19 protein-coding genes are annotated in these 19779 nt (G+C 61.0%); 8 read left to right on the forward strand and 11 right to left on the reverse strand.

The window, feature by feature from the left end:
- Positions 1-92 precede the first annotated feature (92 nt).
- The gene (locus B2589_RS01275) at positions 93-1163 is read left to right on the forward strand and encodes an aminopeptidase (RefSeq protein WP_286815367.1); all 1071 of its coding nucleotides are present in this window, start codon (positions 93-95) and stop codon (positions 1161-1163) included.
- Here the strand turns inward: B2589_RS01275 and argA are convergent.
- From argA to coaBC, 7 genes are all read right to left on the reverse strand, one after another.
- Positions 1137-2444, reverse strand: coding sequence for an amino-acid N-acetyltransferase (gene argA, locus B2589_RS01280; RefSeq protein ID WP_094624995.1), 1308 nt, complete (start codon positions 2442-2444; stop codon positions 1137-1139). The two genes, B2589_RS01275 and argA, sit on opposite strands and share 27 nt — an antisense overlap.
- Positions 2445-2458: 14 nt before the next feature.
- Positions 2459-3628, reverse strand: coding sequence for an acetylornithine deacetylase (gene argE, locus B2589_RS01285; RefSeq protein ID WP_094624968.1), 1170 nt, complete (start codon positions 3626-3628; stop codon positions 2459-2461).
- Positions 3629-3651: 23 nt separating this feature from the next.
- A complete protein-coding gene (locus B2589_RS01290; RefSeq protein WP_286815368.1) occupies positions 3652-4896 on the reverse strand; it encodes an acetylornithine deacetylase in 1245 nt (414 codons plus the stop codon).
- A gap of 26 nt (positions 4897-4922) precedes the next feature.
- The gene (argB, locus tag B2589_RS01295; protein ID WP_022988460.1) at positions 4923-5819 is read right to left on the reverse strand and encodes an acetylglutamate kinase; all 897 of its coding nucleotides are present in this window, start codon (positions 5817-5819) and stop codon (positions 4923-4925) included.
- Positions 5820-5858: 39 nt separating this feature from the next.
- On the reverse strand, positions 5859-8492 hold the full coding sequence (locus tag B2589_RS01300) for a phosphomannomutase/phosphoglucomutase (RefSeq protein WP_286815369.1): 2634 nt from the start codon (positions 8490-8492) through the stop codon (positions 5859-5861).
- A 96-nt stretch (positions 8493-8588) separates the two neighbouring features.
- Positions 8589-9050 (reverse strand): dUTP diphosphatase, encoded by a 462-nt coding sequence (gene dut / locus B2589_RS01305; RefSeq protein WP_022988462.1) that lies wholly within the window; start codon positions 9048-9050, stop codon positions 8589-8591.
- Positions 9047-10261: a bifunctional phosphopantothenoylcysteine decarboxylase/phosphopantothenate--cysteine ligase CoaBC gene (gene coaBC, locus B2589_RS01310; RefSeq protein WP_199458234.1), complete on the reverse strand. Its 1215-nt coding sequence runs from the start codon at positions 10259-10261 to the stop codon at positions 9047-9049. The genes dut and coaBC overlap by 4 nt, the downstream gene beginning before the upstream one ends.
- Positions 10262-10440: 179 nt before the next feature.
- Between coaBC and radC the strand changes: the two genes are divergently transcribed.
- From radC to rpmG, 3 genes are all read left to right on the forward strand, one after another.
- On the forward strand, positions 10441-11115 hold the full coding sequence (gene radC, locus B2589_RS01315; protein WP_011786974.1) for a RadC family protein: 675 nt from the start codon (positions 10441-10443) through the stop codon (positions 11113-11115).
- Between the two features lie 218 nt (positions 11116-11333).
- A complete protein-coding gene (gene rpmB, locus B2589_RS01320; protein ID WP_011786975.1) occupies positions 11334-11570 on the forward strand; it encodes a 50S ribosomal protein L28 in 237 nt (78 codons plus the stop codon).
- An 11-nt stretch (positions 11571-11581) separates the two neighbouring features.
- Positions 11582-11737 (forward strand): 50S ribosomal protein L33, encoded by a 156-nt coding sequence (gene rpmG / locus B2589_RS01325; RefSeq protein ID WP_008173465.1) that lies wholly within the window; start codon positions 11582-11584, stop codon positions 11735-11737.
- Positions 11738-11803: 66 nt separating this feature from the next.
- On the opposite strand, the gene B2589_RS01330 is transcribed toward rpmG, so the two are convergent.
- The 3 genes from B2589_RS01330 to B2589_RS01340 form a co-directional block, all read right to left on the reverse strand.
- Positions 11804-12664, reverse strand: coding sequence for an endonuclease/exonuclease/phosphatase family protein (locus tag B2589_RS01330; protein ID WP_199458235.1), 861 nt, complete (start codon positions 12662-12664; stop codon positions 11804-11806).
- Positions 12665-12728: 64 nt separating this feature from the next.
- Positions 12729-13364 (reverse strand): thiol:disulfide interchange protein DsbA/DsbL, encoded by a 636-nt coding sequence (locus B2589_RS01335; RefSeq protein WP_286815370.1) that lies wholly within the window; start codon positions 13362-13364, stop codon positions 12729-12731.
- Between the two features lie 154 nt (positions 13365-13518).
- Complete coding sequence (locus B2589_RS01340) at positions 13519-14127, reverse strand: c-type cytochrome (protein WP_036219153.1); 609 nt, start codon at positions 14125-14127, stop codon at positions 13519-13521.
- A gap of 181 nt (positions 14128-14308) precedes the next feature.
- On the opposite strand from B2589_RS01340, the gene yihA reads away from it, so the two are divergent.
- Positions 14309-14953: a ribosome biogenesis GTP-binding protein YihA/YsxC gene (gene yihA / locus B2589_RS01345; protein WP_022988467.1), complete on the forward strand. Its 645-nt coding sequence runs from the start codon at positions 14309-14311 to the stop codon at positions 14951-14953.
- A gap of 186 nt (positions 14954-15139) precedes the next feature.
- Here yihA and B2589_RS01350 read toward each other — a convergent pair whose 3' ends face one another.
- The gene (locus tag B2589_RS01350; RefSeq protein ID WP_199458236.1) at positions 15140-15802 is read right to left on the reverse strand and encodes a TetR/AcrR family transcriptional regulator; all 663 of its coding nucleotides are present in this window, start codon (positions 15800-15802) and stop codon (positions 15140-15142) included.
- A gap of 174 nt (positions 15803-15976) precedes the next feature.
- Here B2589_RS01350 and B2589_RS01355 point away from each other — a divergent pair, with 174 nt between their 5' ends.
- Genes B2589_RS01355 through B2589_RS01365 form a run of 3 tightly spaced genes read left to right on the forward strand, consistent with a single transcriptional unit; the run spans position 15977 to position 19636 of the window.
- Positions 15977-17422: a coniferyl aldehyde dehydrogenase gene (locus B2589_RS01355; protein WP_286815371.1), complete on the forward strand. Its 1446-nt coding sequence runs from the start codon at positions 15977-15979 to the stop codon at positions 17420-17422.
- Positions 17423-17427: 5 nt separating this feature from the next.
- A complete protein-coding gene (locus B2589_RS01360) occupies positions 17428-18018 on the forward strand; it encodes a hypothetical protein (RefSeq protein ID WP_286815372.1) in 591 nt (196 codons plus the stop codon).
- Between the two features lie 25 nt (positions 18019-18043).
- On the forward strand, positions 18044-19636 hold the full coding sequence (locus tag B2589_RS01365; RefSeq protein ID WP_286815373.1) for a GMC family oxidoreductase: 1593 nt from the start codon (positions 18044-18046) through the stop codon (positions 19634-19636).
- Positions 19637-19779: the final 143 nt, after the last annotated feature.

Consider the following 19779-nt stretch of genomic DNA (forward strand, 5'->3'; position numbering starts at 1 on the left):
GGACATCCTGGCCGGTTACCGGTTCGACGGCGATGGCTGGCAATGCATTTGCTCAGTGACCGTGCAAGTGTTTCATCATAACATTCCATGTCATGAAACAGCTTATTCAGATCAATCTTCTTTTACTACTTCTGGCTGGTGTATCCGGGTGTTCGACTTTTGGCTACTACAGCCAGGCTATCGACGGCCACCTGGCGCTGATGATGCGGGGCGAGCCGGTAGAGCGCCTGCAAAAGCAGCCGGATACACCGCCGGAATTGCGGCAGAAACTGGAGCTTACCGAAGCTGCCCGCCGCTTCGCCAGCAACCGGCTCGACCTGCCCGTGGGCGATGCGTTTACCGAGTTCGTGGAACTGGACAGGCCCTGGGTGGTGGTCAACCTGGTGGCGGTGCCCGAGTTCTCCCTGGAGCCCCACCGCTGGTGCTATCCGGTGCTCGGCTGCCAGGCTTACCGAGGCTACTTCAAACTCGAACAGGCACGCAAGGAAGAGGCCCGGTTCCGCCTGCAGGGCTACGACACCTTTATTGGCGGGATGACGGCCTACTCAACACTGGGCTGGTTTGATGACCCACTGCACACCGGCTTTACCCGCCTGTCGGATGACCGCATGGTAGCGCTGATGTTCCACGAACTGGCCCACCAGGTGGTCTACATGGCCGAAGATACCGCCTTCAACGAAAGCTTTGCGACCGCCGTGGAACTGGAAGGGTTGCGCCTGTGGCTGGAGCAGCAAAACAGTGCGGAAGATTTTGACCTGGCCTTGCTGCGGCAGGAACACCGAAACCAAACCCTGGCCCTGGTTGAGGCCACTACGGCAGAGCTGGAGCAGCTGTACGACCGGCAGGACAGGCTGACCCCGGAACAACTGCGTGAACGCAAGGCAGGACACCTGGAGCAACTGGCGCAGGCCTATGCCCGGCTGGCCGATGACTACCCGGAGCCCGGCCCTTTCGGGGCGCCGCCGGTGCAGCTGAACAACGCCAACCTGGCGCTGTTCCGGCAGTACAACCAGCATGTGCCGGCGTTCCGGCAACTGTTGCGGGAGCTGGACTACAACTTCGGGGAATTCTACCGGCAGGTGGAACAGCTGTCCGGCCAGCCGGAACCGAAACGCAGGGCCCGGCTGGCGGAGTTGTCACATCGGTTTGACGAACACCTTTGAGTTGCGCTGGGTGTTGTAGGCCGCCAGCTTGGGCCCCGGCAGGTTCTGCACGGCCGTCGGCTCGAAGCCCCGCTCCCGGAACCAGTGTTCGGTCTGGGTGGTGAGCACAAACAGTTTGCGGATGCCCTGGCTGCGGGCCAGCTTTTCCACCATGGCCAGGATGTCGTCACCCCGGCCTGCCCGGCGATAAGAAGGGTCAACGGCGAAGCATGAAAGCTCGCCGGCGCCTTCATCCGGGTAATTGTAGAGGGCAGCGCAACCCACAATGGTGCCGTCCCGTTCTGCCACCACAAACCGGTCGATTTCGGTTTCCAGCATTTCCCGGGAGCGGCGCACCAGTACGCCCTGCTCTTCCAGTGGCTGAATCAGTTCGAGGATCCCGCCGATGTCTTCCACCCGGGCCTGGCGAATCTGCTCGTAGTTGTCACCGCTCACCAGGGTGCCGGAGCCGTCCCGGGTGAACAGTTCTTCCAGCAAGGCGCCGTCTTCGGCGTAGCTGATAATGTGGGCCCGGCGCACCCCTTTAACACAGGCATCACAGGCGGCTTTCAGCAACGCGGCATCGTGGCCGGTCACGGTGTTGTCGTTCAACCGCTCGGAAGCCTGGCGCGCAGACAACTCACGGATCAGCGAGCCGTCTTCATCCAGCAGGCCTTCATCATCAATAAAGACAATCAGCTTTTCCGCCTGCAGCGCGGCCGCCACCTGGCTGCCAACATCCTCGTAGGACAGGTTGAAGGCGTCGCCGGTGGGTGAATAGCCCATGGGTGGCAGCAACACTATGTGGCCCAGTTCCAGCAACTGCTCGATACCCCGGCTATCGACCCGGCGTACCCGCCCGGTGTAGCCGTAATCAATACCATCCAGCACCCCGACCGGCTTGGCAGTCAGATAATTACCACTGCTGACACGGATCCGGGCGTTGTGCATGGGCGAGTTCACCAGCCCCATGGACAACTGGCTTTCAACGTAGGCGCGCAAGCCGCCAATGGCTTCCATCACCAGCGGCAGGTGGTCATCGGGAGTGACCCGAAGCCCGCGGGAGAAGGTGGATTCCAGGCCGGCATCATCCAGCCGCGACTGGATCTGCGGGCGACCACCAAAGGCCACCACTAGTCGCACACCCAGGCTGCTGAGCAGGGCGATGTCGTGGATGATATTAATAAAATTGCGGTGTTCTATGGCATCGCCGGGCATGGTCAGCACCACCGTGCGCCCGCGATGGGCGTTGATGTACGGTGATGAGTGCCGGAACCCGTGCAGCCATTCGTTTGATTTCAAACCGGTCTCCCTGTTCATCCGATACAGAACTGCCTGATCAGTCCCCGCAGAATATCCACCGTGGGCTGTAATTGCGACAGTTCCAGGTACTCATCTGGTTGGTGCGCCTGGTCAATGGAGCCGGGGCCCATCACCAGGGTTTCCAGGCCAAGCTTCTGCAGCCAGGGCGCTTCGGTGGCGAAGGCAACAGCATGGGCGGTGTGCCCGGTAAGCTTTTCGCAGGCTTGCACCAGTGCCGCATCCGCCGGCGTCTCGAACGGTGGCACACCATCGAACAAAGGCTCGAAACTGAGGGCCAGCTGGCGCCGCTCCGCCAGCGGCTGGATGCGGTTCAGGATAGCCTGGCGCAGGTTATCCATGTCCATGCCCGGTAACGGCCGCAGGTCAAAGTGCAGCTCGCAGCGGGCACAGATACGGTTCGGGTTGTCGCCACCGTGGATACAGCCAAGGTTAAGGGTGGGCACCTGCACCTTGAACGCCGGGTTCCGGTACTTCTCCTGCCACTGGCCACGCAGGGCCAGCAGTTCGGTCATGGCCTCGTGCATACCCTCCAGGGCATTGCGGCCTAAATCCGGGTTCGAGGAATGGCCGGACTGCCCTTCGAAGGTCAGCCGCTCCATCATGATGCCCTTGTGCATACGCACCGGCCGCAGGCTGGTAGGCTCGCCAATCACGGCATAGCGGGCCCTGGGTTTGCCCGCCTCGGCCAGCGCCCGGGCCCCGTTCATGGAGCTTTCTTCGTCGGCGGTGGCAAGGATAATCAGGGGCTGCTTCAGGGGCTGGTCAATAAAGGCTTTCGCCGCCTCGATGGCGAGCGGGAAAAACCCTTTCATATCGCAGGTACCCAGGCCATACCAGCGATCGTCTTTTTCGGTCAGGGTGAAGGGGTCGCTGTGCCAGCGTTTGTCGTCAAAGGGCACGGTATCGGTGTGGCCGGACAGCACCAGGCCGCCGGGGCCGCTGCCCAGAGTAGCCACCAGGTTGTACTTTCCGGGCATGCCCGGCACATCCAGGATCTCGATGGCAAAGCCCAGCGCTTCGAGCCATTCAGCCAGGGTGCGAACCACCGCCTCGTTGCTGTGGTCCCAGTCCGGCGACGCACTGCTGATCGATGGCTGGGAAATCAATCGGGCCAGCATCTCCCGGATGCCCGGCACGCTGGCTTTGCTGTCTGTGTGCACCATCCTCGCCTCCCGGCTTGTTGGCGTCAGTCTGCCCGGCCGCGCCGCCAGACTTCGAATTGGCTGATGGCGCGAATCAGTATCGGATAGGATACTTCGCCGCTGCCCACCGAACGGGTGATGTCCATTTCCCTTTCCCCGACAATGTCGAGCCGGCCTTCCAACTGGTTACCGTTCGACAGAGTTATACGAACCTGTCGGCCGATCCAGTCGCTCGCGTTTTCGGAATCTTCTTCATACCACCCCTGCTTGCCCGGCTCTTCCTGGACAGCGACCGGCTCCATGGCTTCAGCCGGCAGAGGCGGCTCAACCACTTCAATGGTGGTCAGGTAGACATCCGGAACCGTGGCGCCATTGTAGGTCACCGGCCAGGCGGCCTCCGGGTTGTCTTCGGTGCGAACCGGGATATCCGGTGTGCCGGTGGTGGCCGCAACCGGGAATACCAGCTCGCCGCCTTCGGTCAGCCACTGACGATACAGCGCAACGAGTTGGTCACTGGCCTGGTATCCCCGGGCCCGCAGCCCGGTATCCAGTGCAGTTGCCGCCTTGCCTGCCCACTCGTTCACCGTGAGCCCGGTTTCCCGGCCACAGTAGGCTGACAAACGGCGCATCAGGCCACCATCCCGCAAAGTAACGCTGGCATTGTCCTGTGCACCGGCCAGGGTCAGCTCCGAATCCAGCAGTTGTAAGCGGGCACCGGGCCAGTGCACTTCCAGGCTGCCGGTATCCACCGTATTCAGTTCCGCGTGCAGGCCTTCGCTGTCCTGAATCAGCAACAGGTCACCGCGGATGGCTTCAATACCCATGCGGGTCAAGTCGCCGCTGCCCAACTGCTGGCGCGGGTCCGGCGCACAGGACAGCACAACCAGAGGTGCCGGTGCATCCTCGGCTTCAGCGCCGGCGGTTACCCAGTTGCGGAACATCACCGGTTCCAGAACCATGCTGGCCTGCTCTACCTTTAGCTGCCAGTCGGATGGCAGCGGCTCCGGGTACATCAGTGCCGTCAGCAGGCTCACCGGCGAGCCGGTGTCCAGCTCCACCAGGCCCAGCTCCAGTGGCTGGGTCAGCCGGAAGTCCTGCCAGCCTGCTTGTTTCAGCAGTAACCGGCCATCCAGTGCCGAGCTGATGTTGCCTCGCTGCAATACACCGACCTCCGAGAGTGCCGTGCGCGCCTCCGCCAGGCGCTGATCCGCCAGCCACCAGGCACCGGCCTTGAAGCCGGCAAACACCACCAGGGCCAGGATGATCAGAAAGGACAGCAGGCGCTTCATGCCACGGTTACTCCCGGTTATCGGCTTCAGTTACGGGAAATCAGGGTACCGACACCTTCGTCGGTAAAGATTTCCAGCAGACAGGCATGGGCCACCCGGCCATCAATGATGTGGGAGGTACGCACGCCGTTTTCCACCGCACTCAGGGCGCAACGGATTTTCGGCAGCATGCCGCCGTGGATGGTGCCGTCTTCGATCAGGTCGTTGACCTGCTGCGCGGTCAGGCCAGTCAGCACCTTGTCGTCCTTGCTCTTCAGGCCGGAGACGTTGGTCAGCAGGATCAGCTTCTCCGCCTTCATGGCCTCGGCCACCTTGCCGGCTACCAGGTCTGCGTTGATATTGTAGGAAGCACCGTCCGGGCCGACACCGATGGGCGCAATCACCGGAATCACGTTGCTGCGGGTGAGCATGTCGATCACATCCACATTCACGCTGGCCACTTCGCCGACATGGCCGATATCAATGATTTCCGGGCGTTCCAGCTCCGGGGAACGATCCACCACTTCCAGCTTGCGGGCGCGGATCAGGTTGGCGTCTTTACCGGTCAGGCCCACGGCGGTGCCGCCTTGGGCGTTGATCAGGGAAACGATTTCCTTGTTGACCTGGCCGCCAAGCACCATCTCTACCACATCCATGGTCTCGGAGTCGGTCACCCGCATGCCGTTCACAAAGCGGGACTGGATGTTCAACCGCTCCAGCAGCTCACCAATCTGGGGGCCACCACCGTGCACCACAATGGGATTGATACCGACCAGCTTCATCAACACCACGTCGCGGGCGAAGCTGCTCTTCAGGTCTTCATTTTCCATGGCGTTGCCGCCGTATTTGATCACAACCGTCTTGCCGGTAAACCGTTGGATATAGGGCAGGCCCCGGCTCAGTACCGAGGCCACCTGCATTGCTGTTTCACGATCCAGCGCCATGGTGATGTGTTAATCCTTACTGTCAGAGAATGGTTTGAATCAGAAATCGGCCACCAGGTCCGGTGCCGCTTTCTGTAACTGTTCCCGGAACACGGACTTGATCCGCTCCAGGGCGTCCTCGTTTTCGGCCTCGAACCTCAGCACCAGCACCGGCGTGGTGTTGGATGCCCGGCACAGGCCCCAGCCATCGGTGTAGTCTACCCGCAGGCCGTCAATGGTACTGACGTTGCCGTCGCCGAAATCAGCCTGCTGCTCCAGGCGTTCGATAATGGCAAACTTGTCGCTCTCGGTAACCTGTACATTCAGCTCAGGGGTGCTGATGTCTTCCGGGAAGTCCTCGAACACCTCATCGCTGTGGCGATCTTCAATCCCCAGGATTTCCAGCAAGCGGGCGGCGGTATACAGGCCGTCATCAAAGCCGTACCAGCGCTCGGCAAAGAAGATGTGCCCGCTCAGTTCGCCCGCAAGCAAGGCACCGGTTTCCTGCATCTTGGCTTTCATCAGGGAGTGGCCGCTCTTCCACATAATGGGCCGGCCACCGGCTTCGGAAATCACCCCAGCCAGGCGACGGCTGCATTTGACGTCATACAGCACATCGGCACCCGGATTGCGGGACACCACATCCCGGGCGAACAGCATCAGCAGGCGATCGGGCCAGATAATCTTGCCACTGTTGGTCACCACGCCAAGCCGGTCGCCATCGCCGTCAAAGGCCAGGCCGATATCCGCGCCGGTCTCCTGCACCTTCGCGATCAGGTCCTGCAGGTTCTCGGGCTTGCCCGGATCCGGATGGTGGTTGGGGAAGTCACCGTCAACGTCACAATGCAGCGGTGTCACTTCGCAACCCAGTTCTTCCAGCAACATGGGGCCAAGCTCGCCGGCAATTCCGTTGCCGGCATCCACAACCACCTTGAGGGGTGCGGCCACGGCAATATCACCGATGATCCGGTCCAGGTAGGCCCGGCGCACGTCTTCCCGGGACAACTCACCCTGGCCGGCACTGAAGTCGGCATTCTGGATGCGGTCATACAGCTTCTGGATAGCATCGCCGGACAGGGTTTCGCCCCCCAGCATAATCTTCAGGCCGTTGTAGTTGGCCGGATTGTGGCTGCCGGTCACCATCACACCAGAGCCGGTTTCCAGGTGGTGGGCGGCAAAGTACAGCACCGGCGTGGGCACTGCGCCCACCTCGATCACGCTACAGCCGGTGGAGAGCACACCCCGTGCCAGCGCATCGGCCAGGCCCGGGCTGGAATGCCGGCCGTCGTAACCGATACACAAAGACGTAACGCCCCGGTCGGTCGCCTCAGAGCCGATGGCCCGGCCAATAACCTCGACAACGTCCTCGGTCAGGTTATCGCCAACAATGCCGCGGATATCATAGGCCCGGAAAATTTCCGGCCGCACATCCACCTGCGAGGTCTCAGCCAGAACCGGTTCATCCTCGTCAAACAGTTCGTCGTCGAACATCGGGGCATCGCCGAAGCCCAGGACGTCTTCATCGCCATCCATCATATCCACATCGGGAATGTCGTCCTGGAACATGGGAGCGGCGCTATCGGAGGCAAGTGCACTGGCCCGGGCGGGCTTGCCGTTGCCATTCTCGCCGGCCTTGTTTACCCGGCTGTCTACCGCCAGCGACAACCGGTGCAGCACTTCGCCGGCTGAGGCCACCGTATCCCAATGCAACGCCGGCAGGCGCAGCCGTTCACCGACAAAGGCCTTATGGGCCCACTGGATCAGCGCAGACATATCTTCACGGATACTGCGCTGGGCTGCCGCCAGCAGCATCCATACCAGTACCGCTGCCAGCAGGGCCGGAATACCGATCAGCAGTGCCAGTGCCATGGGGCTGACCACCGGTTCCGGTGCCGAGGCTACCTGGTACACCACGGACCAGTCCGGGTTGGTCAATGTACGGGTTTCTGAGGGCCCGTTTCCGTTACCTGCGCTGGCGACGGTGCCGGAACTGCCGGAAATGGTCTGGACCAAGGCCAGCTGACCGCCCAGCCGGCCATTGGAGACCGTCAGCATCGGTTGCAGAATGTCAGCATCAAAGACAGCCAGTACGGTTCCGACGACCGCATTGCTCACCGGATTCCGGACCGGCGCAGCAAACTGGATATACCAGACACCATCCCGGGGGAAGGCGTCTGGCTGAAGCGGCAAACCTTTTTCGGCCCGCCGGGCCAGCTCAGCACCGGCAAACCCCAGCAAGGAGCCGTTATCGCCAGCCCGCGGGATATCACCATGGAGGAAAACAAACACCGCGCTGGCACCGGGCAAGGCATTTTGGAGCTGACCGGCCAACACCTCGGCACTAGTGTCTCCAGCCAGACCCCGGAGTACATGGGGCTGGTTGGCGATGGCCTGAACCTGTTCCTGCTGGGCGGTAAAATACCGGTTCAGGCGCTGCTGGGCGCTGTCGGCTTCCACCTGACGCGATGCTTCATGGCGCTTTTCCGCAGCCGGCATCACCGACAGGAAATACACGGCGAGCACAGCGACTACACCCGCCAGTAACACTGCCAGTGCTTGCTGCAACGCAACCGACCCCAGGCGACGCCCCCTTTTGGCCACCGGCTCCTGTGACTTGCTGCTTTGCTCTACTGGGCTCTGTTCCGGCGTCTGGTCCTGGGCGGACTCTTTGCTCTTCTTTTTACCGAATTTCATAGTGCATCCCGCAGTTATTTTTGAGTCCCGATGCTGCCTTGCTCTGCGAAGTATAGCTGGCAGCCGTGCTGACGGCTCTCAGCCTTTAGGGTGTGATCAGTGGCTCCCGGTAGAGCCAAATCCGCCGGCACCCCGTTCGCTGGCATGGAACTCCGACACCACTTCAAATTCCGCCTGAACCACCGGAACCAGCACCAGCTGGGCAATGCGCTCGCCCACTTCAATGGTGAACGGGGTCTGCCCCCGGTTCCAGCAGGACACCATCAGCTCGCCCTGGTAGTCCGAATCGATCAGCCCCACCAGGTTACCCAGCACAATACCGTGCTTGTGGCCCAGGCCACTGCGAGGCAGGATCATGGCCGCCAGCGCCGGGTCTTCGATATAAATCGACAGGCCGGTGGGGATCAGGTGGGTTTCCCCGGGCGCCACCGTCAGCGGCTGCTGGACACAGGCCCTGAGGTCGAGGCCGGCAGAACCGTCGGTTGCGTATGAGGGAAACGGGATCCCGGTTCCGATACGGTCGTCCAGAATCCGGACCTGTAAATTCTTCTTGGTCATGCGTTTTCAATCCTGTCACTGTGGCTGGCAATGAGCGTAACCAGTCGCTCTGCGATGGCCTGTTTGCTGTCCGGGCCGATGGACTCCTGCCCTTCCGGCCAGAAAACCGTAACGGCGTTCTGGTCGCTGTTAAAGCCCAGCCCCGGCGCAGAGACATCATTGGCCACAATCATGTTCAGTTTCTTGCGCTGCATTTTGTCGGTAGCGTAGCGGGCGACGTCTGTGGTTTCCGCCGCAAAGCCCACGGTAAAGGGCGCATCAGGCCTGGCCGCGATAGTGGCCAGGGTATCCGGATTGCGCACCAGCGCCAGGCTCATGGCTTCGCTGGTTTTCTTGATCTTGTCGCCGGCGCAGTTTTCCGGCCGGTAGTCCGCCACGGCGGCGGTGGCGATAAAAACATCGCAACCTTCGGTGACCGCTTGCTCGGACGCCCGCAGCATATCCCCTGCCGTCACTACCGGGCGCACTTCCACGCCCTCCGGGGCCGGCAGGTTTACCGGGCCACTAACCAGCACCACCCGGGCACCGGCCGCCGCTGCGGCACGGGCAATGGCGTAGCCCATCTTGCCGGAGCTGTGATTGGAGATGTAGCGCACCGGGTCAATGGGCTCCCGGGTTGGCCCCGCAGTGATCACCAGCCGGCGACCGGCAAGCACTCCCGTAGCCGGGGGTTCGGGCGGCGCCATAACCAGCCGGGCCAGGGCTTCCGGCTCCAGCATCCGGCCCGGGCCGGTATCGCCACAGGCCTGCTCGCCCTGATCTGGCCCCCACAGGGTAATCTGTGGATCTTCTGAGAGCAGCTGCACGTTGCGTTGGGTGCGGAAATTTTTCCACATGGCCTGGTTCATGGCCGGCGCAACCGCGATCGGCGCCTCGGTAGCACAGCACACCGTGGTCAGCAAGTCGTCTGCCATACCCTGGGCCAGCCGGGCCAGGAAATCGGCAGACGCCGGCGCGACCACCACCTGGTCGGCCCACTTGGCCAGCTCGATATGCCCCATGCCGGCTTCCGCCTCCGGGTCCAGCAGGGACGTACGAACCGGCTCGCCGCTGAGCGCCTGGAAAGTCAGTGGTGTTATGAACGCTTCGGCACCACGGGTCATCACAACCCGCACTTCCAGCCCGGCTTTTTTCAACAACCGGACCAGTTCGGCACTCTTGTAGGCGGCAATGCCACCGGTGATTCCCAGCAGAATTCGCTTGGCAGCCATGGGGGCTCCGTAATCCCGTAAAATGAAAGGGTTATAAGATAGCACGCCACGGGCCGGCAGGCAGCCTGCGCGGCCACCCCGTTCGTTTACCAAATGTTACCTTTTCAGGTAACCTTTGTAATTCTGAGAACCCGATGCAGGACGCATCGCCCGTATCAAACCAAAGCAAGGAAGCCCGGATGACCGATTCCAGCTGGCCCACCGACGAGCGGCCCAGAGAACGCCTGCTTGCCCATGGCGCCCAATCCCTGTCTGACGCTGAATTACTGGCCATTTTTCTGCGCACCGGCACGACCGGCATGCCAGTGATGGCGCTGGCACGACACCTGATTGACGAATTCTCCGGCCTGCGGGGGCTGATGACCGCCTCCCGCCGGCAGTTTCTGCAAGTGAAAGGCCTGGGTACCGCCAAGTACGCCCAGGTGCAGGCCGCCATGGAAATGGCCCGGCGGGTCATGGACGAACCCCTGCGCCAGGGGGATCCGCTGCGCTCACCGGCAGACACCCGGCGCTTTCTCACCAGCCGGCTGGGCACCTATCCCCACGAAGTATTCGCCGGACTGTTCCTGGACAACCGCCACCGGGTCATCCAGTACCGGGAGCTGTTCCGGGGCACCATCGACGGCGCAGCCGTGTATCCGAGGGAAGTGGTGCGCCAGGCCCTGGAAGACAACGCCGCAGCCGTCATTTTCGCCCACAACCACCCCAGTGGCGTGGCCGAGCCCAGCCAGGCCGACATTTCCCTGACCCGCAGATTGAAGGAAGCGCTGGGATTGGTGGATATCAGGGTTCTTGACCATATGGTTATTGGCCACGGTGAGGTAATATCGCTGGCTGAACGAGGGTTGATGTAACCGCTGCGGGGTCGCCACCGGAAAACTGGACAATTTCCCAACAATTTTTTGCGTTGGCTGGCCAGTTCTGGTATAAAAGCGTCCCTTTCTGGCGGCGTCTGGCGAGCAGCGTTCAGTTTAGAGGCGCGAACCGGTAGCAGTTATGGCTCCGGAGCAACCAGAGACGCATTAAATAACGAATTCGTATAGATAGACCATTGCTCAGGTCGGAGGCAAGTATGTCCAGAGTTTGTCAGGTTACCGGTAAGCGTCCGGTTACCGGTAACAATGTATCCCACGCGATGAACCACACTCGTCGTCGTTTTCTGCCGAATCTGCAGAACCACCGTTTCTGGGTTGAGTCCGAGAAGCGTTTCGTGAAGCTGCGCGTATCCACCAAGGGCATGCGCATCATCGACAAAAAAGGCATTGACGCTGTGCTGGCCGATCTTCGTGCCCGCGGCGAGAAAGTTTAAGGAGCCGCATCATGCGCGAGAAAATCAAGCTGGTTTCATCAGCAGGTACTGGTCACTTCTACACGACCAAAAAGAACAAGCGTAACACCCCGGAAAAAATCGAGATCAAAAAGTACGATCCGGTTGTCCGCAAGCACGTTGCGTATAAGGAAGCCAAGATCAAGTAATTGATCCTGCCTCCACGAAAAACCCGGCCATGGCCGGGTTTTTTTGTGCCTGAAGCTGGACCAGGATCAGAAGGTTTGCAGGTATCCCTTGGGCAGGGCGACGTCCATGGCGATGGGCAGGTGGTCCGACACCGGATAGCTCACCACTTCGGAACGGCGAATCTCCAGCGACGGGCTCACCAGGATATGATCCAGCGCCTTTTCCGGCCGCCAGCTGGGAAAGCTGTGGGCGGTATCCGGCAACGGAATCAGGTCGGTTTCTTTCAGGGGGGTCCTGGTCAGCAGCTGTTCTGCATGGGCATTCATATCCCCCATCAGCACCACATGCCGGTAGTCGGCAATCAGCTCCCGGATATACCCCAGCTGGCGCTGCTGAGCCGACTTACTCAGGGACAGGTGCATCAGCACCAGCACCAGGGGATCATCCTCTGCCCCGTAACGGGCAATAATGGCTCCCCGGCCCGGAATCACTCCCGGCAACTTGTGCTCGGTCACGTCCAGCGGCCGGAACCGGCTCAACAGGCCGTTACTGTGCTGGGCAATCTGCCCCAGATTACGGTTCAGCTGCTGATACCAGTACGGAATGCCTGCCGCCTCGGCCAGGTATTGCACCTGGTTTATATAACCGCTGCGAAGACTGCCACCATCGCACTCCTGCAAGGCCACCACATCGTACTGGCTGAGCAGGGTTGCGATTCGATCAAGGTTCTCGATGCGCCGGCGGTTAGGCAGGAAGTGTTGCCAACTGCGGGTGAGGTAGTGGTGATATGACGAGGTATTGATGCCCACCTGGATATTAAAGGTGAGCAAACGGATATGGCGGTGGGCCTCAAACTCGGGCACATGCTCGCTGCCCGAGCAGGCACCCCGGGGGTTTTCTTGCGATTTCAGAATCCCGTTCAGCTGATTGCGGATCCGTTTATACATGCGCGCAAATCCCCGGACTGCTCCAGAAAACGGCCAGCTTCAGCACTGGCACGCGGCCACCGTATTACTCGGCTCCTGCCCGCTCCTGCTCGGCCAGGTATTCGACTACCTGAAGAACATTCTCGTGGCTGCCAGCCATGGAGGCACTGACCACATACTTGCCATTTACCAGCATAGTCGGTGTTCCGGTGATGCGTGCACCCCGGATCTTGGACTGCGCCTGTTGCACCCGGGCACGTACGCCGAAGCTGTTGTAGGTGCCGACAAATTCCTGGGCGTCCACCCCGTAGTCAGCCACGAAATCCGCCAGCGCCTCTGCAGAATTCAGCGGGCGACGCTCTCCGGCCAGCGCATTGAACAGGGCGTCGTGCACCTTGTCGAGTTCACCCATGGCTTCAAGGGCGTAGAAAGCGTAGGCATGGGGCTCCCAGCTTTGCCCCAGGGCCGCCGGCAGGCGAACGTAGTTTACATACTCCGGCGCCTTCTCTTCCCAGGCTTCCGCCAGGGGCTTGAAGTTGTAACAGTGGGGACAGCCATACCAGAACACCTCGGCCACCTCGACACCGCTGTCTGAGGCGGTACGAACCGGGTTATCCAGCGTGCGGTAATGTTTGCCCTCCTGCCAGGACTGGGCATTTGCCACGCCTGAAACAAGCAGGGCAGCTGCAAGAAATACAACAGAGCCAAAGCTTCTGATCATCGAAAATCTCCGAGCCATGATTTTGAGTTATCGGGAATTATGACCCAGCATACGGAAAAAGTTCCACCGCAGGCCATGGGCAAATCGTTACAGAAAGGTAAACAGCAAAAACCCCGCCGAAGCGGGGTTTCTGACGCAGCGTTACCGGGAACGATCAGTTCAGGCCGGAAACGTAGTTGGCAACTGCCTCGATTTCCGCGTCGGTCAGCTTGGAGGCCACATCCATCATGATGGCTGCGTTGGCACCGCCAGCGCGCTCACCGGAACGGTAGGCATTCAGCTGCTTGGCAACGTACTCGGCAGTCTGGCCACTCAGTGCCGGATAGCCCGCAGGCTCGTTACCGGTACCACGAGGGTTGTGACAACCGGAACAGGCCGGAACACCGGAAGCCATGTTGCCGCCACGGTACAGGGCCTGGCCCTGTTCCACCAGCTCTGGATCAGCCTGGCCAACCACCATGTCCTGCTCGTTGAAATAGGCTGCCAGGTCCTGGAGGTCCTGGTCAGACATGGCGTCCAGCAGGCCTGTCATTTCAGGAATCGGACGGTCGCCGTTCTTGATATCTACCAGCTGCAGGTATGTGTAACGCTCGCCGATACCGGACAGCTTCGGATACACAGCCATTACTGGCTTGGCTCCGCCCTGTCCGTGGCAGCCGGCACATACCGCTGCATTCTGTTCACCCGCTGCCGGATCTCCTGCCCCGTGAGCCATTGCTGTCAGGCCAACTCCGAGAACAACTCCTGCGATCAGTCTTTTCATGCTCGCTCCGCTTCTCTCATCTTTGCATCTTGAAAGTATTCTTCGTTGTGCAACCGGCAAGCACTGACAAAACAGGCTCATAACCGGGGCTAAAGCGGTAACGCGAGGCGTCCCGCCCTGAATTGGTGTAGCATTATACATTAATCGCCGATAACTGAAATCCAAAGGAACGCCAACCGTCGTGGACTCTGATCTGACTCAAAAAAGCCTCTCATTCAACAGCGCCCGATTTCTGATCAGTGCGTCACGGCTGGATGAATGCCCACCGGATTTCGGCGCTGAAGTGGCCTTTGCCGGCCGCTCAAATGCCGGCAAATCCAGCGCCCTGAACGCCATCACCGCCAACGGCAAGCTGGCCCGCACCAGTAAAACGCCGGGGCGCACCCGGCTGATCAACTTTTTCACCCTGAATCGCGAAAACATGCGCCTGGTAGATCTGCCCGGCTACGGCTACGCCAAGGTTTCCCGCGACATGAAAGACGACTGGCAGAAACACCTGGGCCACTACCTGAACGAGCGTCGCTGCCTGCGCGGCCTGGTTTTGGTGATGGATATCCGCCACCCGCTGACCGACTTCGACCAGATGATGGTGGACTGGTGCGAACACAATAACCTGCCCCTGATGATCCTGGCCACCAAGGCCGACAAGCTGAAATTCGGGCAAGCCAAGACTGCCATGCTGGGCATCGCCGGCAAACTCAAGCCTTTTAGCTGCGTACAGCACCTGATCATGTTCTCGGCCACCTCGAAGCGGGGCGTCGACGAATGCCGCGAGGCCCTGACCGACTGGCTGGAAGCGCCTGAAGCGGAAGAGACAGAAGAATAAGCAGAAGAAAAAGAAAAAACCGGCCTGCAAAGGCGCAGGCCGGCGAAACGTCAGGGTTTGCGACGTGCTAAAACCTGAGAACTCACTCAGGAGACGCAGAAAAGTCCGATTTCCCACGTCACTACCTGTGACACCGCACTCTTCCAAAAGTTCAAAATCTGTTCAAAAAATAACAGCCAGCTACAATCAAGCGGGCACTGCCTCCGGTAAAACCGGGCGATACTTCTCTCGCAGCACCATCACCCGCTCACGGTATTCAGGCGTCAGGTACGGTATTTCCAGCGTCAGCACCTGGTAAATGCCCTGCTTCAGCTCGGTCAGAGTCAGGCTGGCCGGCTCCTCGCTGGCGTGGGCCGTTTTCAGGAATGCCATCCAGTTAGTGATCACCAGCCAGACATTCAGCGACATGGCCGAACGCAGCTCTTCGGGCTGAGGCTCGATAATGCCCGCTTCCGCCAGCTTGCCGAAAATCCGGTTAATGGCAGTCAGGCAGCGGTTGGTAAATTCCCGGTAGTCCCGGCGCAGGCGCAGGTCGCTGTCGAGCAGGTATTCCAGGTCCCGGTGGAAGAACCGGTAACTCCAGAGCCCGTCAAAGACCGACTCCAGGTAAAAGGTCAGGTCTTCCAGGGTAATGGCCCGGTCTTCGGGAATATCCAGGTAGTAATCCACCAGTTTTTCATATTCCTGGAAGATCTCGTAGATGATGTCGGACTTGTTCCGGAAGTGGTAATACAGGTTGCCCGGAGAAATGGCCAGGTGCGCGGCAATATGGTTGGTGGTGATATTGCGCTCGCCCCGTTCGTTGAACAGCTCCAGACTGGAAAGCAGAATTTTGTCTCTGGTTTTCATTCGCCCGCCGGTGTTTGTTGTTATCTGTCTCGCAGATGGCCCGATGGGCCATCCACCGCTTCTTGACTGCCTAGAGTATATACTCTAATAATAGCCGCAAGTGCAAATCCACCGGATTGCAGCCACCGATAACAACAAGCTGTACAGGCAGGCCTGACGGCAAGGGGAGAGAAAATGGGAGCCACCGTTGTTCAGCTCACCGAGAGCAAGAAACAGATCCAGCACACCCACCGGGTTTTCGAAGAGCAGAAAAAAGCCTTCCGCGCCAACCCGATGCCATCCCTAACCGAGCGCAAGGAAAACCTGAAACGCCTGAAGCGCGCCCTGCTGAGCAACCAGGACCGGCTCACCGATGCCATCGACCGGGACTTCAGCTGCCGCTCGAAGGATGAATCCCTGATTGCCGAAGTCATGCCGTCCATTCAGGGCACCAACTACACCCTGAAGAACCTGGGCGACTGGATGAAGCCGTCCAAGCGCCATGTCTCGGTACTGTTCCAGCCGGCCAGCAACAAGGTGCACTACCAGCCCAAGGGCGTAGTGGGCGTGATCGTGCCCTGGAACTACCCCCTGTACCTGGCGGTAGGCCCGCTGGTGGCCTCGCTGGCTGCGGGCAACCGCACCATGATCAAAATGTCCGAGTACACGCCGCATACCTCGGCCCTGTTCAAGGAAATCATCGAATCCATGTTCCCGGAGGAAATGGTCTCAGTGATCACCGGCGAAGCAGACGTCGCCGCAGACTTTTCCCAGCGCCCGTTTGATCACCTGCTGTTTACCGGCTCCACCTCGGTGGGCAAGCTGGTGATGCGGGCCGCCGCCGAAAACCTGACTCCGGTGACCCTGGAACTGGGCGGCAAATCGCCCGCCATTGTGTCACCGGATGTCCCCATGGAAGACGCCGCCCAGCGTATCGCCTTCGGCAAGGCCTTCAACGCCGGCCAGACCTGCGTGGCACCGGACTACGTGCTGTGCCCGGCCGACCGGGTGCAGGCCTTCGTGGATGAATTCCGCGCCCGATTCGCGGAAATGTACCCCAGCCTGCGGGACAACGACGACTACACCGCCATCATCAACGAGCGCCAGTACGACCGCTTGCAGGGTTACCTTGAAGATGCCCGGGCCAAGGGCGCCGAACTGGTGGAAATCAACCCCGCCAACGAAGACATGAAGGAAGGCACCCGCAAGATCCCGCTGACCCTGGTACTGAAAACCACGCCGGACATGAAAGTGATGCAGGACGAGATCTTCGGCCCGATCCTGCCGGTGATCAGTTACAGCGGCCTGGACGAAGCCATCCACTACATCAACGAACGGCCGCGTCCGCTGGCCCTGTACTTCTTCGGCTACGACAAAACCCAGCAACAGCACGTGGTGGACAACACCCACTCCGGTGGCATGTGCATCAACGATGCCCTGATGCACGTAGCGCAGGACGACCTGCCCTTCGGCGGTATCGGCGACTCCGGCATGGGCCACTACCATGGCCGCGAAGGCTTCCTGACCTTCTCGCACCACCGGGCCATCTTCACCAAGCAGAAGTTCAACAGCGGCAAATACGTGTATGCACCCCACGGCACCGCTGCCCATCGCATGGTCTACAAATTCTTTATCCGGTGAGCCCCATGAACCGACGCAGTTTCCTGAAAACCGGGGTAGGCGGCGCCGTCTTCCTCGGCACCGTCAGCCTCACCGCCGGCCTGTCCGGCTGCGCCACCGCGCCGGCCGGGCGAGTCAGTGCGGTCGACAGCCGCATGGACGCCAGCTACCGCTTCCAGTTTCTGAGCAAGGACGACATCGCGCTGTTCGAAGCCCTGCTACCGGCCATGTTCGCCGGCGCCCTGCCGGAAGAACCAAACCAGCGCCAGTTTGCCGTTGCGGCCACCATCGAGCGCATCGACCAGGGCATCGTCCAGTTCGGCGCCCCCAACCAGAAAGAACTGCGCAAGCTGTTCGACCTGCTGAACTTTGCCCCCACCCGGGTCACCCTGGCCCGGGTCTGGTCCGACTGGCCATCCGTGACCACCGGCGAAGCCGACGCCTTCCTGAACCGCTGGCGCAACAGCCGGATCGGCCTGCTCAACAACGGCTACATCGCCCTCAGCAAGATCTGCAACGTGGCCTTCTACGGCCACCAGAACCAGTGGCACCTGACCGGATACCCCGGGCCACAGGAATGGATCGTGAACGTCTTACCCCAGTTCAAAAACACCTGACAGACCCCGGATTACGGAGCGCAGCATGTCCATGAATGATCCCATTGCCCGGGGCCTGGCCGCCGGCTGGAAGGTTACCGACGCCAGCACCCTCACCAGCAACCAGACCGCAGAAGCCGATGTGGTCGTCATCGGCACCGGTGCCGGTGGCGGCACCACCGCGGAAATCCTGGCCCGGCAAGGCCTGGCCGTTATCCTGGTGGAAGAAGGCCGGCTGTATTACCAGAAAGACTTCAAGATGGACGAGCTGACGTCCTACGCCAACCTCTACCAGGAAGGCATGAGCCGGACCACCGCCGACGGTGCCATCGCCATACTGCAGGGCCGCTGTGTAGGCGGCTCCACCACCGTCAACTGGACCAGCAGCTTCCGCACCCCGGACGAAACCCTCACCTACTGGAGCCGGCAATTCGGCCTCGACAGCCTGACACCCGACGCCATGGCGCCCTGGTTCCAGGGCCGGGAAGAGCGCCACATCATGGCGCCCTGGCAAACCGACCCCAACCTGAACAACGACATCCTGCGCCAGGGTTGCGAAAAACTCGGCTACTCCTGGCAGGTGATTCCCAGAAACGTCAAAGGCTGCTGGAACTCCGGCTACTGCGGCGTGGGCTGCCCCACCAACGCCAAGCAAGGCGCCCTGCTGACCACCATCCCCGGCGCCCTCGACAACAACGCCCGCATGTACCACGGCCTGCGCGCCGAAAAACTGGTCATGAACCAGGACCGCATCGACCACCTGCAGGCCAGCGCCATGGGGCCAGACGGCGTAACCCCCTCCGGCGTCACCGTCACCCTCAAGGCCCGGCACTTTGTCGTCGCCGCCAGCGCCATCGGCTCACCCGGACTGCTACTGCGCTCGCAACTGCCCGACCCGCACCAGCGCGTAGGCAAACGCTCCTTCATCCACCCGGTCAACGCCACCGTCGCCCGCATGCCGGCCAACGTAGACCCCTTCTACGGCGCACCCCAGTCCATCTACTCGGACCAGTTCAACTTCAGCCAGGGCGTAGACGGCCCCGTGGGCTACAAACTCGAAGTACCCCCCCTGCACCCGGCCATGGCCGCCGGCGTCGTCCCCGGGCACGGCCCGGAGCAACTCGCCGACCTCAGCCAGCTGGCCAGAATGCAGTCTGTCATCGCCCTGCTGCGCGACGGCTTCCACGAACAAAGCCCCGGCGGCACCGTCACCCTGCGCGACGATGGCAGCCCGGTACTCGACTACCCGGTAACCGACTACCTGTGGCAAGGCATCCGCCAGGCCTACCTGCACATGGCCGAAATCCAGTTCGCCGCCGGCGCCGACGCCGTCCGCGCCATGCACCTGGATTCCGCGTGGTACAAAACCTGGGCCGAAGCCCGCGCAGCGATCGCCGAACTCCCCATGAAACCCCACCGCGCCCGCCTGTTCACAGCCCACCAGATGGGCGGCTGCAGCATGGGCAGCAACCCGGAAGACTCCGTGGTCAACGGCTTCGGTGAACACCACCACGTTCCCAACCTGAGCATCCACGACGCATCGATCTTTCCAACGAGTATCGGCGCGAACCCGCAGTTGTCGGTGTATGCATTGGCGGCGAGGAACAGCACCAGATTGGCCCAGAAACTGACAAGCTGACGAAGTTTCCGGGGAAGGCTGCACTTAGTTAGGGGCGCAGGCTGGGTGGCTCTGTCCGGGAATGTCGGAGGCCATGGATGGCCGGAGTCAAGCGCACAGGGATGTGCTTGTAGCGTTTCCCGGACAGAGCCACCCAGCCTGCG

Origin of the sequence: Marinobacter sp. UBA3607 (genome assembly GCF_002375525.1) — a bacterium.
Lineage (GTDB): Bacteria > Pseudomonadota > Gammaproteobacteria > Pseudomonadales > Oleiphilaceae > Marinobacter > Marinobacter vinifirmus.